Source organism: Streptomyces sp. NBC_01216 (assembly GCF_035994945.1).
In the GTDB taxonomy this organism is placed as follows: Bacteria; Actinomycetota; Actinomycetes; order Streptomycetales; family Streptomycetaceae; genus Streptomyces.
The window spans coordinates 6,406,704-6,419,527 of sequence record NZ_CP108677.1 but is presented as its reverse complement, the minus strand read 5'-3'; the positions used below and the strand labels follow the sequence as shown (position 1 = coordinate 6,419,527).

At 73.2% G+C, this 12,824-nt stretch carries 15 protein-coding genes and 1 riboswitch; of the genes, 4 read left to right on the top strand and 11 right to left on the bottom strand.

Annotation, left to right across the window (positions count from 1 at the left end; genetic code table 11):
- Nucleotides 1-133 precede the first annotated feature (133 nt).
- From OG393_RS28920 to OG393_RS28885, 8 genes are all read right to left on the bottom strand, one after another.
- The gene (locus tag OG393_RS28920; protein WP_327378585.1) at nucleotides 134-1,699 is read right to left on the bottom strand and encodes an alpha/beta hydrolase; all 1,566 of its coding nucleotides are present in this window, start codon (nucleotides 1,697-1,699) and stop codon (nucleotides 134-136) included.
- A 258-nt stretch (nucleotides 1,700-1,957) separates the two neighbouring features.
- The gene (locus OG393_RS28915; RefSeq protein ID WP_327377624.1) at nucleotides 1,958-2,701 is read right to left on the bottom strand and encodes an urease accessory protein UreD; all 744 of its coding nucleotides are present in this window, start codon (nucleotides 2,699-2,701) and stop codon (nucleotides 1,958-1,960) included.
- Nucleotides 2,698-3,378 carry an urease accessory protein UreG gene (gene ureG / locus OG393_RS28910; protein WP_327377623.1) on the bottom strand — a complete coding sequence of 227 codons (681 nt, stop codon included), beginning with the start codon at nucleotides 3,376-3,378 and terminating at the stop codon, nucleotides 2,698-2,700. Before ureG ends, OG393_RS28915 begins: the two co-directional genes overlap by 4 nt.
- A gap of 28 nt (nucleotides 3,379-3,406) precedes the next feature.
- On the bottom strand, nucleotides 3,407-4,084 hold the full coding sequence (locus OG393_RS28905; protein WP_327377622.1) for an urease accessory protein UreF: 678 nt from the start codon (nucleotides 4,082-4,084) through the stop codon (nucleotides 3,407-3,409).
- Nucleotides 4,084-5,805, bottom strand: a complete 1,722-nt coding sequence (locus OG393_RS28900; protein WP_327377621.1) for an urease subunit alpha — start codon at nucleotides 5,803-5,805, stop codon at nucleotides 4,084-4,086. Before OG393_RS28900 ends, OG393_RS28905 begins: the two co-directional genes overlap by 1 nt.
- Nucleotides 5,798-6,145: an urease subunit beta gene (locus OG393_RS28895; RefSeq protein WP_327377620.1), complete on the bottom strand. Its 348-nt coding sequence runs from the start codon at nucleotides 6,143-6,145 to the stop codon at nucleotides 5,798-5,800. The genes OG393_RS28900 and OG393_RS28895 overlap by 8 nt, the downstream gene beginning before the upstream one ends.
- A gap of 16 nt (nucleotides 6,146-6,161) precedes the next feature.
- Nucleotides 6,162-6,464 (bottom strand): urease subunit gamma, encoded by a 303-nt coding sequence (locus OG393_RS28890; protein WP_327377619.1) that lies wholly within the window; start codon nucleotides 6,462-6,464, stop codon nucleotides 6,162-6,164.
- 297 nt (nucleotides 6,465-6,761) lie between these two features.
- Nucleotides 6,762-7,049, bottom strand: coding sequence for a type II toxin-antitoxin system Phd/YefM family antitoxin (locus tag OG393_RS28885; protein ID WP_327377618.1), 288 nt, complete (start codon nucleotides 7,047-7,049; stop codon nucleotides 6,762-6,764).
- A 75-nt stretch (nucleotides 7,050-7,124) separates the two neighbouring features.
- Between OG393_RS28885 and OG393_RS28880 the strand changes: the two genes are divergently transcribed.
- The 3 genes from OG393_RS28880 (at nucleotide 7,125) to OG393_RS28870 (ending at nucleotide 9,062) form a co-directional block, all read left to right on the top strand.
- The gene (locus tag OG393_RS28880) at nucleotides 7,125-7,757 is read left to right on the top strand and encodes an ATP-dependent Clp protease proteolytic subunit (protein ID WP_327377617.1); all 633 of its coding nucleotides are present in this window, start codon (nucleotides 7,125-7,127) and stop codon (nucleotides 7,755-7,757) included.
- Between the two features lie 7 nt (nucleotides 7,758-7,764).
- Complete coding sequence (locus OG393_RS28875; protein WP_327377616.1) at nucleotides 7,765-8,070, top strand: hypothetical protein; 306 nt, start codon at nucleotides 7,765-7,767, stop codon at nucleotides 8,068-8,070.
- Between the two features lie 339 nt (nucleotides 8,071-8,409).
- Nucleotides 8,410-8,582: riboswitch (cyclic di-AMP (ydaO/yuaA leader) on the top strand.
- Nucleotides 8,583-8,585: 3 nt separating this feature from the next.
- Nucleotides 8,586-9,062 (top strand): C40 family peptidase, encoded by a 477-nt coding sequence (locus tag OG393_RS28870; protein WP_327377615.1) that lies wholly within the window; start codon nucleotides 8,586-8,588, stop codon nucleotides 9,060-9,062.
- A 95-nt stretch (nucleotides 9,063-9,157) separates the two neighbouring features.
- Here OG393_RS28870 and OG393_RS28865 read toward each other — a convergent pair whose 3' ends face one another.
- Nucleotides 9,158-9,787, bottom strand: coding sequence for a LysE family translocator (locus tag OG393_RS28865; RefSeq protein ID WP_327377614.1), 630 nt, complete (start codon nucleotides 9,785-9,787; stop codon nucleotides 9,158-9,160).
- A gap of 72 nt (nucleotides 9,788-9,859) precedes the next feature.
- Here OG393_RS28865 and OG393_RS28860 point away from each other — a divergent pair, with 72 nt between their 5' ends.
- A complete protein-coding gene (locus tag OG393_RS28860; RefSeq protein ID WP_327377613.1) occupies nucleotides 9,860-10,828 on the top strand; it encodes a LysR family transcriptional regulator in 969 nt (322 codons plus the stop codon).
- On the opposite strand, the gene OG393_RS28855 is transcribed toward OG393_RS28860, so the two are convergent.
- Both OG393_RS28855 and OG393_RS28850 read right to left on the bottom strand, forming a co-directional pair.
- Complete coding sequence (locus tag OG393_RS28855) at nucleotides 10,794-11,225, bottom strand: ATP-binding protein (RefSeq protein ID WP_327377612.1); 432 nt, start codon at nucleotides 11,223-11,225, stop codon at nucleotides 10,794-10,796. The genes OG393_RS28860 and OG393_RS28855 overlap by 35 nt on opposite strands.
- 376 nt (nucleotides 11,226-11,601) lie before the next feature.
- On the bottom strand, nucleotides 11,602-12,762 hold the full coding sequence (locus OG393_RS28850) for an 8-amino-7-oxononanoate synthase (RefSeq protein ID WP_327377611.1): 1,161 nt from the start codon (nucleotides 12,760-12,762) through the stop codon (nucleotides 11,602-11,604).
- Between the last annotated feature and the right edge of the window lie 62 nt (nucleotides 12,763-12,824).

Here is a 12,824-nt window from a genome sequence, read left to right as displayed (position 1 = left end):
CGGTGGGGGTGCCGCGGCCGGCGCACCGGGAGCCGTCGCGTCCGGCCGTCGTGTACCGGAAGGGCGGCTCCCGTGTACCGCTTCCCGCGGGCGGGGCGGGGCCGTGGCGCACGGCCGCCCACGCCCACCGGAGTTACGGGCGGGGCGGAGCGTGCGGCCCGCAGGTCACGTCCGCGTGGTCCAGTCGCCCGGTCAGCAGGTACGCCTCCACCCTGGTGTTGAGGCACGGGTTGACCAGGGTGGTGATGCCGTGTGACCCGGCGTCCCTCTCGGTGATCAGCCGCGAGCCCTTGAACCGCTTGTGCAGCTCGACGGCTCCGGCGTACGGCGTGGCCGCGTCGCGCTCGGACTGCGCGATGAGCACCGGCGGGAGTCCCCGGCCGGTGCGGATCTCGGTCGGCCGGCGCGGCGGCGCGGACCAGGTGGCGCAGGGCAGGTTCATCCAGGCGTTGGCCCAGGTCATGAACGGGTAGCGCGCGTGCAGCCGGCTGTTGTCCCGGTCCCAGGTCCGCCAGTCGGTCGGCCAGGGCGCGTCGCCGCACTCGACGGCGTTGTAGACGGCGTTGCCGTTCTCCGCGGCGATGTTGCCGGCCGTGTCGGTGGGGTCCCCGGCGGCGGCGTCCACGAGCGGCTGGGGGTCGCCGGCGGCGTAGGAGCTCCACGCCGCGGCGACGGGGGCCCACATGGAGTCGTAGTACGGGGCGTTCTGGAAGAAGCCGATGAGCTCGGCCGGGCCGACCGTGCCCCCGAGCGGGTGCTCCTTGGCCGCGGCGCGCAGGGTCTCCCACTGGCGGCGGACCTCGGCGTAGGTGTCGCCGAGGTGGTAGGTGGCGTCGTTGCGGGCGACCCAGGTCATCCAGTCCTCGAGCCGGCCCTCGAAGGCGATGTCCTGGTCGAGGTTGACCCCATACCAGATCTTGCGCGTCGAGGGGTTCACGACGCTGTCGAGCACCATGCGCCGGACGTGGGCCGGAAAGAGGCTGCCGTAGACGGCTCCGAGGTAGGTGCCGTAGGAGACTCCGACGAAGTTGAGCTTCCGTTCGCCGAGTGCGGCCCGGATGACGTCCAGGTCCCGGGCGGTGTCGGGGGTGTTCATGTGCGGCAGCAGGTCGCCGCTCTTCTCGGCGCATCCGGCGGCGTACTCGGCGGCGAGCTTGCGCTGGGCACGCTTGTCGGCCTCGGTGTCGGGGACCGGGTCGGGCTTGGGACCCTTGACGAACTCGGCCGGGTCGACGCAGGAGAGGGGGGCCGAGTGGCCGACTCCGCGCGGGTCGAAGCCCACGAAGTCGTAGGCCCTGGCGGTGTTCGCCCAGATCGCGTTCCTGGTGACGACCCGGCGCGGGAAACGCAGGCCGGATCCCCCGGGGCCGCCGGGGTTGTACACGAGCGCACCCTGGTGCTCGGCGGCGGTGCCGGTGGCGGCGACACGGTCGACGGCGATCTCGATCTGCCGGCCGTACGGCCGGGCGTAGTCGAGGGGAACGGTCACCCGGCCGCACTGGATCGGTTTCTCCAGCCCCCAGCCGGCCGGGCAGTCCGCCCAGTCGATGCCCCGCCGCGCGGCCCGGTCGGCGGCGATCACGGCACCGCGGTACTCCGCGTGGGAACGGTGGTCGCGGCTGTCGGCTCCGGCGGGTGGTGCCGCCAGCACCGTGGCCGACAGCACGCCGGCTATCAGGGCGCCGGTCGAGCCGAGCATACTCACGCGTCTCACGTGGTTTCCCCCTCGTGTCGGCGCCGCCCTCGTCGCGGCGCCGTGAAATCGGTCGGTCCGTCCCGGGGGATCCTTTCGTCCGAGCCGCTCACGGCAAAAGGGCGCACAGGCGTTTCTTTGCCGAACCCATAACCGGACAGGGGGGTACCGCTGAGCGGTGAGCCCCACGCCCCGGGTGGGCTCCGGACGGGTCGACGGGCACTCAGAGCCTGTCGACCGAAGGCGACCCGACGGGTGATCAGCTCAGGCGGGCGCCAGGGCGAGCAGCGCCTCGTCCAGGACGCGGCGCAGCCGGAGCGCGTCGGGTGCCACCGCGGTGACCAGTGCCGCGGGCCCGGCCAGCGGGACGAGGACGGCGTTCTCGCCGAGCAGTCGCGGCTCTACCGGCTTGTCTTCGAACTCGGGTGCGACGACGAGGAGTTGCCCGGTCGCCCGATGGCCGGCCAGGACGGCTCCGCCGTCCCAGCCGTCGGGGGCGCCGGGTCCGTAGCCGAGTTCCTGGTCGAGCAGCGGCCGGCCGGCGCGGCGGACGGTCAGCCGGCTGGCGAGCGTCCCCGGTGTCTCGCCGTGGCGGCCGAGGATCTGCTCCTCGCGCAGTACCAGCCGCGCGGTGGCGGCGAGTTCGGCGGTCGTCCGCATCCGCAGGAGGGACCCGCGGGCGGAGACGAGCGGCTCGGGCAGCCAGCGCAGCTCCGCGTGGGCACCGACGGTCAGCCGGACGTCGTAGGAGGCGGGCTCGGCGGTCGGGCCGGGAAGCGCGATCGTGGCGGCGGCCGAGCCGACCTGGAGCCGGGCGCCGGCACGCGCCTCCGCCTCGACGGCGAGCCGGTCACCGCCGAGGGGGGCGCTCATGGCGCCGACGACGGTGACCCGGGTGCGGGTGCCGGTGCCGCGGGTGCGGCGCAGGGCGAGAGGCCCGTCGCTCTCCAGGAGCGGCAGCCCGCCGTCGGCGTCTGCGACGAGCCGGGCGGTGGCGCGCACGCTCATGCGGACCAGGCGGCGAGCCGCTCGCGGACCCAGGCGGCGACGGGGGCGACACCCTCCACGCCGGTCAGGGAGGTGAACGCGACGGGCAGGTCGCCCCGCTGTCGCGCCGCGTCGCGCGCCATTCGCCGCAGGTCGGAACCGACATGCGGGGCGAGGTCGGTCTTGTTGACGACCAACAGGTCGGATGTCGTGACGCCGGGGCCGCCCTTGCGCGGGATGTCGTCACCGCCGGCCACGTCGATGACGAAGACCTGAGCGTCGACCAGCCCCCGGGAGAAGGTGGCGGTGAGGTTGTCGCCGCCGGACTCGACCAGGATCAGATCCAGGGGACCGACGGACTCCTCCAGTTCCTCGACGGCTTCGAGATTGGCCGAGATGTCGTCCCGGATCGCGGTGTGGGGACAGGCGCCGGTCTCGACGGCGCGGATGCGCTCGGGTGGCAGAACGGCGTTGCGGAGCAGGAACTCGGCGTCCTCACGGGTGTAGATGTCGTTGGTGACGACGGCGATGGAGAGCTGGTCGCGCAGGGCGCGGCAGAGCGCCGCTACGGTGGCGGTCTTGCCGGAGCCGACGGGGCCGCCGAGGCCGATCCGCAGGGCGCGCCGGGTGCCGTCGGGGCGGTGGGCGTCCGCGGAGAGGGCGGCGCCGTCGTGGTGGTGGTGGTGGTCGAGGTGCATGGGGCGGCTCCGGGTGTCCGTGGGAGGGTCAGGAGGCGAAGAGGCGGACGGGCCAGGTCGCGTGCTGCTCCGCGGTGATGTCCAGCAGCGGCGCCGAGGCGGCGGGCAGCGCGTCCGCTCCCTGCCGGGCGGCAGCGGCGGCCCGCTCGGCGACCCGGTCCAGTTCGGGTGCGAGACGGGCGAGGACGGCCGTGGCCTGGAAGGGGTCGAGGCCGAGGAGGCGCACGGCGGCGGTCGCGGGGCCGCTGACGGTCTCGTACGCGACGCAGGACGCGGCGTCGAAGGGTCCGAGTCCGGCGGCGCGGGCGGCGGTGCCGAGGACGACGGGCTGGTGGGCGCCACGGGGGAACGCGGTGGCGAGCGCGTCGAGTTCGGGGCAGGGCCAGGCGGCGCGCGCGGCCCGCATCATCTGGCGGCCCAGTTTGCGGGCGGCGGCCCGCAGGGCGGGAGACGGCGTCCGCGCGTCGGCGGCGGCGTCGAGTTCGGCAGGGTCGTGTCCGAACGCCGCCGCCGCGGCCAGCGCCGCCGCGGTCAGCCCCGTGGTGTGCAGGCGGCCCCGGCAGAAGGCCGCCAGGCCGGCCGCGTCGGTGATCCGGCCCGCCGCGACGGCGGCCTCGACTCCGCCGGAGTGGGCGTGCCCGCCGGCGGGGAAGCGGCCGTCGGCGAGCACCAGCAGGGCGGCCCGGCTGGGCGTGTGCGCGTCCATCAGAAGAGGAAGTACCGCTGGGCCATCGGAAGTTCGGCGGCGGGCGCAGGCTCGACCGGATCGCCGTCGATCGTCACCGTGAAGGTGTCGGCGTCGACCTCGACACGCGGCATGGCGTCGTTCTCCCGCATGTCAGCCTTCGTGATCCGCCGGGTGCTCCGGATCGCCGTGAACCCCTTGTCCAGCCCCAGACGTCCGGGGAGGTCGTCCTCGATCGCCGCCTGGCTGACGAAGTTGACGGAGTTGGCCGCCGGGGCCTTGCCGAGGGCCCCGAACATCGGCCGGGGCAGGACCGGCTGGGGTGTGGGGATGGAGGCGTTGGCGTCGCCCATCTGCGCGTAGGCGATCTGGCCGCCCTTCAGCACGACCAGGGGCTTCACTCCGAAGAAGGCCGGCTCCCAGAGGACCAGGTCGGCGAGCTTTCCGGTCTCGACGGAGCCGATCTCGTGGTCGAGGCCCTGGGCGATCGCGGGATTGATGGTGTACTTCGCGACGTAGCGGCGGGCCCGGTGGTTGTCCGCGCGGCCGTCGCCGGGCAGCGCTCCGCGACGCAGCTTCATCACGTGCGCCGTCTGCCAGGTCCGCATGATCACTTCACCGACGCGTCCCATGGCCTGGGAGTCGGAGGAGATGATCGAGACGGCGCCGAGGTCGTGGAGGTGGTCCTCGGCGGCGATCGTCGAGGGCCGGATGCGGGATTCGGCGAAGGCCAGGTCCTCCGGGACGGCCGGGTTGAGGTGATGACAGACCATCAGCATGTCGAGGTGCTCCTCGATGGTGTTGACGGTGTGCGGCCGTGTGGGGTTGGTGGAGCTGGGCAGTACGTGCGGCTCGGAGACCACCGTGATGATGTCCGGCGCGTGTCCGCCGCCCGCACCCTCGGTGTGGTAGGCGTGGATGGTGCGCCCGGCGATCGCGGCGAGGGTGTCCCGGACGAATCCCGCTTCGTTGAGGGTGTCGGTGTGGACGGCGAGCTGGACGCCGGTCTCCTCACAGACGCCGAGGCAGGCGTCGATGACCGCCGGGGTCGCCCCCCAGTCCTCGTGGATCTTGAATCCCAGGGCGCCGCCCCGGAGCTGGGAGTACATGGCGTCACGGGACATGGTGTTGCCCTTGCCGAGCAGACCGATGTTCACGGGCGCGTTCTCCAGAGCCGCGAACATGCGCGCCAGGTGCCAGGGACCGGGGGTGATCGTGGTGGCCTTCGTGCCCTCGGCGGGTCCGGTGCCACCACCGACCAGGGTCGTGATCCCGGCGGCGAGCGCCTCGTCGACGAGACCCGGGGAGATGAAGTGGACGTGGGCGTCGACGGCGCCCGCGGTGACGATCCGGCCGTTGCCGACGATGATCTCGGTCTCGGGGCCGATCACGAGGTCAGGGTGGACCCCGTCCATGGTGTCCGGGTTCCCGGCCTTGCCGATGCCGGTGATCCGGCCGTCGCGGATGCCGACGTCGGCTTTGACGACACCCCAGTGGTCGAGGACCACGGCGCCGGTGACGACGGTGTCGGGTGCGCCCTGGGCGCGGGTGGTCCGCGACTGGCCCATCGATTCCCGGATGACCTTGCCGCCACCGAAGACGGCTTCGTCGCCGGCCCGGCCGGGGCCGCCGGAGCGGTCCTCCTCGATCTCGACGAGCAGGGCGGTGTCGGCGAGCCGGATACGGTCGCCGACGGTGGGACCGAACAGGTCGGCGTAGACGGCGCGGTGCAGCTCAGGCACGGTGGGCCTCCTCCGCCCCGGCGCCCGCCGGGGCGTCGAGGGGGCCGGCGGTCTCCGCCCGCAGACCCGGGACGATCCGCCGGCCTGCCAGCGGGACGAGTTCGACCTCGACCGGAATGCCGGGCTCGAAGCGCACGGCGGTACCGGCGGCGATGTGCAACCGCCGGCCGCGGGCCGCGGCGCGGTCGAAGTCCAGGCCGGGGTTGGCCTCGGCGAAGTGGTAGTGGGAGCCGACCTGGACGGGCCGGTCGGCGGCGTTGAGGACGGTGAGGCGGGTGACGGCACGGCCCTGGTTGAGGACGATCGGGCCGTCACCGTGCAGGATCTCTCCCGGGATCATCGGCGGCGCTCCTTCCTCACACGATCGGGTCATGGACGGTGACGAGCTTGGTGCCGTCCGGGAAGGTGGCCTCGACCTGGACGTCGTGCAGCATCTCGGGGATCCCGGTCATGACCTCGTCGCGGGTGAGTACCTCGCGTCCACTGGACATGAGCTCGGCGACGGTCCGGCCGTCGCGGGCACCCTCCAGGATGTGGGAGGTGATCAGGGCGACGGCCTCCGGGTGGTTGAGCCTCACACCGCGCGCCCTGCGCTTCTCCGCCACGTCCGCCGCCACATGGACGAGCAGGCGTTCCTGTTCGTGCGGGGTCAGTTGCACTCTTCCACCTCACAGTCGTCCAGCGGGCTCTCCCCGGACAGCAGCGGACCTTACCGATCTTCGATACTCCGTTGAGCTGCGATGACGGGCCGCCGAGCCGGACTTTGCACGTTAGGGCGGAAGTTTTTCCGGCGCGTTAACTCGGGCTTGGCGGCCGCATGGACATGAGCCCGCGCAGCCCGCCCACCAGGACCTCGACCGCGGCGTCGCCGAGGAGTGCCCGCCGGGCGACGACGGCCTGGGCGGTGACGAGGAGGGCGCGCGCCCACGGCGTCCGACCGGGTGCCCTGCTGGTGGTCAGACGCCCGGCTCGCGGTGGCGCGCGGCGATGCCGAAGCGGCCCTGTTCGCCCGGAGCGGACGCGAGGGTGCGGACGCGGGAGAGCGACGAGACGACCTGCTCCTCGGCCTCCGATGCCTCGCGCGCCTCCTCCGCCTCCAGTCGTTCCAGGTCAGCTGCGGAGACGAGCGCCACGAGCGGCTTTCCGTGCCGGGTCACGACGACGCGCTCGTCGCCGTACACCACGCGGTTGATCAAGTCGGCGAGCTCAGCACGTGCTTGCGTCACCGGAATCTCGTAGGCCATGACTCTCATCTTACGGCCTGTACGTCCTGTACATTTTTGACAGATCCACGAGGCCACCGATGGAGGCGCACCGCCATGACCCGACCCGACGCCCGCTCCGTGCTGCCCGAGTTCACCGAGCGGAGCGCCTACGGCGACCGCACCCTCGATCCGTACTCAAGGCTTCTGGAGGGGCGGATCGTCTTCCTGGGCACACCGATCGACGAGACCTCGGCGAACGACGTCATCGCACAGCTCCTGCACCTGGAGTACGCCGCGCCGGACCGGGACATCTCGCTGTACATCAACTCCCCCGGCGGCTCGCTCAGCGCCATGTCGGCGATCTACGACACGATGCAGGTCGTCACCTGCGACGTGGAGACCACCTGCCTCGGCCAGGCGGCGTCCACCGCCGCCGTCCTGCTCGCGGCGGGGGCGCCGGGGAAACGGCTGATCCTGCCCGGTGCGCGGGTCCTGCTCCGGCAGCCCTCGACGGACGAGCCGCTGCGCGGGCAGCCGAGCGATCTCGTCATCCAGGCCGGGGAGTTGCTGCGCCTGCGCACCATGGTGGCCGGGATGCTGGCCACCCACACCGGCCGGAGCCGCGAACGGATCGACGCCGACATCGACCGGACCACCGTCCTGGACGCCGGGGCGGCGACCGCCTACGGCCTGGTGGACCACGTGGTCCACCATCGCCCCGCGGCCGGCGGCCTCGGGGCGCGGTGAGGCGGCCGTGGTGCCCGAGTTGCCGCCGCTGCCCGCGCTGACGCGCGCCGAGGGCGAACTCGTCGACGCCTACCTGGAGGTCGTGGACCTGCTCGGCCGCGTCAACCCGTCCAGGGCTTCGCACACCTACGGCGCGCTCCGGGCCGCACAGGCCCTGGTGGGGCGCGCGACCGCGCTGCGCGACGCGCTGGCCACGATGCACGGACGCGGCGAAAGCGAGGTGCACGCGGACACGTTGGCCCGGGCGCTGCGCGTACTGGACGGGGAGCGGCGGGCCGGACGCGTCACGGTGCCGAGTGCTCAGACGAGTTGACACGAGGGCGTGTCGCGTCCAGACCCAGTCGGCCCAGCGGGTCGACGGAATCGCTCCCTCGTTCGGCGTAGCCGGCGAATCCGCTTACGACCGGGGCGAGTTGCGCGACAGGTGCACACATCTGGGTGCACCGGGGGTTCCGTCGCTGGTGCGGGGCCCTGCAGGCACCCCTCCGAAGATCGCCAAACCAGCCTGTCCACCCGAACGGATCAGTCGTGAGGAGCCTCACATATCGCCGTTTCAGCTCGGTTTTCGACCGGTTCGTGGGTCAAGATCCGTGACGACGACAAGCCCCCGCCACCGCGGCGGGGCGGTCCGGGCGGACGCCGAGTCCTGCCGCCGTCCCGGATGCCTGGTCGACAGGAGTGGATCGGCAGGAGTGGAGGACCCGAGCACTACGGGACGGCCGGCCGGTGGGGCCGTTCCTCGGGGTGAAGCCGCAGCCGCGGCCGGGCGACTTCGCCAGCCCGAACCCGACAGGTCATCCTTCACAGGCGGCTGACGAAGGGTTGCGCATGACCGCGCAGGCACATGTCCCGTCCTTGCTGTTCCGGGCCGGAGCCGTCTCGGCTCTCACCCTGGCCGCCGTCGGCGGCACACTGCTGGCACCGGGCGCCACGCCGGAGGCCGAGGCCGCCACCTCGTACGCCGGCAAGGCGCTGAACGTCGCGGCCTCGAAGAAGGGCGCCCCGTACAGGTACGGGGCGACCGGACCCACCCGGTTCGACTGCTCGGGGCTCACGCTCTACTCGTACAAGCGGGCGGGCAAGTCGCTGCCCCGTACGGCGCAGCAGCAGTACGACAAGACCCGGCACATCCGGGCCGCCGGCAGGCAGAAGGGCGACCTGGTCTTCTTCCACACCGGTGGCAGGGTGTACCACGTCGGCATCTACGCCGGGAGCGGCCGGATCTGGCACGCCCCCAAGACCGGGTCCTGGGTCAAGCTCGACAAGATCTGGTCGTCGAAGGTCTACTACGGCCGCGTCCGCTGACTCCCTCACCCGCGGCTCCTGACAGGCACTCACCACAGGAGGCCACCCTCCCCGCCGTCCCGGAGCGACGGCGGGGCGCGAGAGCCGACAGGCTCTCAGCCCGCCGAGAGCGGGGCCGCGAGCAGGGACAGCCCCAGCGCGGCCAGCGCGCCCCCGGTCACCCCGCACACGGTGCGCGCGGTCCGGGGACGGCGCAGCCAGGGACCGAGCCGGTCCACCGACACCGCGACCAGCGGAAACCAGACGAGCGCCAGCAGCACCACGACCGTCGCCAGCAGCAGCGTGCGGGGCACCACGGCCGCGCCGTCCGGCACGAACTGCGGCAGCAGACTCAGGAACAGGACCGGGGCCTTGGGATTGAGCACATTGGTCAGGAAGCCCTGCCGCAGCCCGCGCAGCACCCCCGGCTCACCGGCCGTGTCCGCGGGCTCCCCCGTCGACGCCCGCAGCGCCTCGCGTAGCGCCTGGACACCGAGCAGGAGCACGTAGATCCCACCGGCGATCTGGAGGGCACGGTAGAGCGCCGGTACCGCGATCAGCACGGCGGCGAGGCCCGCCACGGCGAGCGCGGTGTGCACCAGCAGCCCGCCCGCCACACCGACGGCACAGGCGACCCCGGTCCGGCGCCCGGCGAGCGCGCCGCGTACGACGACGGTGAAGTCGGCGCCGGGCATGGCCACCATGCCCGCCGCGACCCCGAGAAAGGCGATCAGTTGTCCGTCCATGGCCCCAGACTGCCCCCGCCCTGCCTCTAGGGTGAAGACGGAATCTCGTGGGTCTGCCCAAAGGAACGCTTCATGCAGGATCTGGTGCGGCTCGCCGCGCTGGTCGCGGTCGCCGAGGACGGCTCGATCACCCGGGCCGCCACCCGGCTGGGCTACACTCCGCCCGCGCTCTCGCAGCAGCTCGCCAAGCTGGAACGGGAGGCGGGTGCGGCGCTGCTCGTGCGGCACCACCGCGGGGCACGGCTGACGCCCGCAGGCGAGTTGCTGGTCACCCGGGCGCGGCGCGTCCTCGACGAGATGGAGCGCGCGCGTCACGAACTGGCCCGGATCAGCGGGCTGTCCGGCGGCCGGCTGCGGGTGGGCACGTTCACCACGGTCGGCGTCCATCTGCTGCCACCGGTGCTCAGCGCGTTCCGCCGGGCGCATCCGGACGTGGAGCTGACGGTCGCGGAGTACGAGCCGCCGGCCGGTGTCCGGGCGGTCGCGTCCGGCGAGGTGGATCTCGCGCTGACCCACACGTACGAGCCGGCGGAGTCCACCCCGCCACCGCCGGGCGTGGAGCTGGAGACCCTGCTGGTGGAGGAGCTGGTCCTGGTGACGGAGCCGGGCCATGCCCTGGCGAAGGGCACCGGCCGGCTGCCCCTCGCGGAGCTGGCGGGCCGTCCGCTGATCAGCAGCGCGCCGGGCCATCCCCCACGTCGGGGTGTGGAGGACGCGCTGGCACGGATCGGCGCCACTCCGGCGGTGGTCTGCCGGACACCCGGCTACGCCCTGGTGTGCGCACTGGTCAGCGCGGGACTCGGCGTGGCGGTGGTACCGGAGATGGTCGCCTCGATGGCGCCGGAGCCGCTCGGGGTCCGGGCCCTGGAACCCGTGTCCTTCCGGCGGACCATCTCGGTGGCGCACCGCGGAGAGGAGTCGGGCCCGGCGGCACGGTCGCTGCGGGCCCTGCTGCGCGGCGGGTTCGACCGGGCGCCCCGGACCGGCCCTCCTGGCGGGCGGGGCGCTACCGAGGCAGCGGGGGTGTCCACGGAAGGCTGATCCAGACAGTCTTGCCGCCGTCGTCGGTGGGGGTGACCGAGAGCCGTCCCTTCGCCTCGGCCGTGAGGATGCGGACGATGACCATGCCGCGGCCGTTGTCCTGCTGGACCGCCGCGGGCAGCCGTCTGGGCCAGCGCGGATAACTGTCGGTGACACCGATGCGGAGCTGCTCCTCGCGCTCCAGGCGGACGTCGACGGTGAAGGTGGGCGACTGCCCGAAGGTGTGCTGGACGGCGTTGGTGGCCAGCTCCGAGACGACGAGCCGCACGGTCTCGGCCATGTCGTCGCCTAGCGGGAGTCCCCACTCGGTCAGGACGTCCGCGACGAACCTCCGGGCCACAAAGACCGAGGCCGGATCGCTCGGCAGAGTGACGGTTGCTTCCTGGTGATCTGCCATGGCGACGTAGTCCCTTTCCGCACCGGGGCCCGCCCCGGATCGCGCTTCGCGCCAGACTGCCACTTCCCGTGCCGTCATGGGTGTCGATCCACCAAGATATCCACATATCCATCGTCGGAAGCAGTGAACTCTGCTATCGGCCGTGGGCCGGGGCAGCGGAGGACTCCGCCGTGGCGACGGCCACCGTCCGCTCCGGGACGGCCTCCGGGAGCGGAGGTGCGGCGCAGGACCGGCGGAGGTACGGCGTCGGACCGGGCGCCGCGGGCCGCCGGGGGGAGCGAAACGGGTCGGGCGGGGGTCCGGAACCACCGGCGCTCCACGGTCCGGCGTATGCGGGCGAGGGCGAGACCCCCGTCACCCGTCACCCGGGGACGTGCTACCGCCGGGCCGTACGGAGGACGGTGGCGACGGCTCGGTCGATCTCGGCGTCGCTGAGGTCCGCACGGGCTGTCAGGCGCAGCCGTGAGATGCCGTCCGGGACCGACGGCGGGCGGAAACAGCCCACGGCCAGGTCTTGTTCTCGGCAGTCCGCCGCCCAGGCCAGCGCCGCTTCCGGTGAGGGTGCGCGGACCGAGACGACGGCCGCGTCGGGGCGCGTCGCCGTCAGGCCGGCTTCCGTGAGCAGCCGGTGCAGTGTCGTCGCGACCGTCCGTGCCCGCTCGGCGAGCCCGGGTTCCTTCCGGACCAGGCGGAGGCCCGCGAGCGCCGCCCCCACCGCGGCGGGGGCGAGTCCGGTGTCGAAGATGAAGGTACGGGCCGTGTTCACCAGGTGCTCGATGACGCGGGCGGGGCCGAGGACAGCGCCGCCCTGGCTGCCCAGCGACTTGGAGAGGGTGAGCGTGGCGACGACGTCCGGGGCGCCCGCGAGTCCGGCGGCGTGCGGGGCACCCCGGCCGCCGGCGCCGAGCACACCCAGACCGTGGGCGTCGTCGACGACGAGCGCCGCCCCGTGCGCCCGGCAGGCGGCGGCGAGTTCCGGCAGGGGTGCCTTGTCGCCGTCGACGGAGAAGACCGAGTCGCTGACCACGAGGGCCCGGCGACCGCGGTGGCTCCGCAGGGTCTTGTCCACCGCCTCCGGATCGGCGTGCGGTACCACGGCCGTCTCGGCGCGGGAGAGCCGGCAGCCGTCCACGATCGAGGCGTGGTTGCCCGCGTCCGACACGACCAGCCCGTCGCGGTCGCTCAGCGCGGTGAGCGCGGCGAGGTTGGCGGTGTAGCCGGAGGAGAAGACGAGGGCCGCCTCGAATCCGCAGAACTCGGCGAGTTCGCGTTCGAGCCGGGCGTGCAGCCGGGTGGAGCCGGTGACCAGCCGGGACCCGGTGGAGCCCGCGCCCCAGCGGCGGGCGGCCTCGGCCGCCGCCTCGGTGACCTCCGGGCGCCGGGTCAGGCCCAGGTAGTCGTTGCTCGCGAGGTCGAGGAGATCCGATTCGGCGGGGCGCGGCCGGAGGGTGCGGACGAGTCCGGCTTCGGCGCGTCGGCGTGCCTCGGCGTCGATCCAGTCGAACGCCTTCGGGCGCGTGTCCTCGTCCCGGTGCATGGGGCAGATCCTTTTGTAGGCAGCGCACAGACCCTAACTCTCCTCGGGCGAGGTCAGGGTGT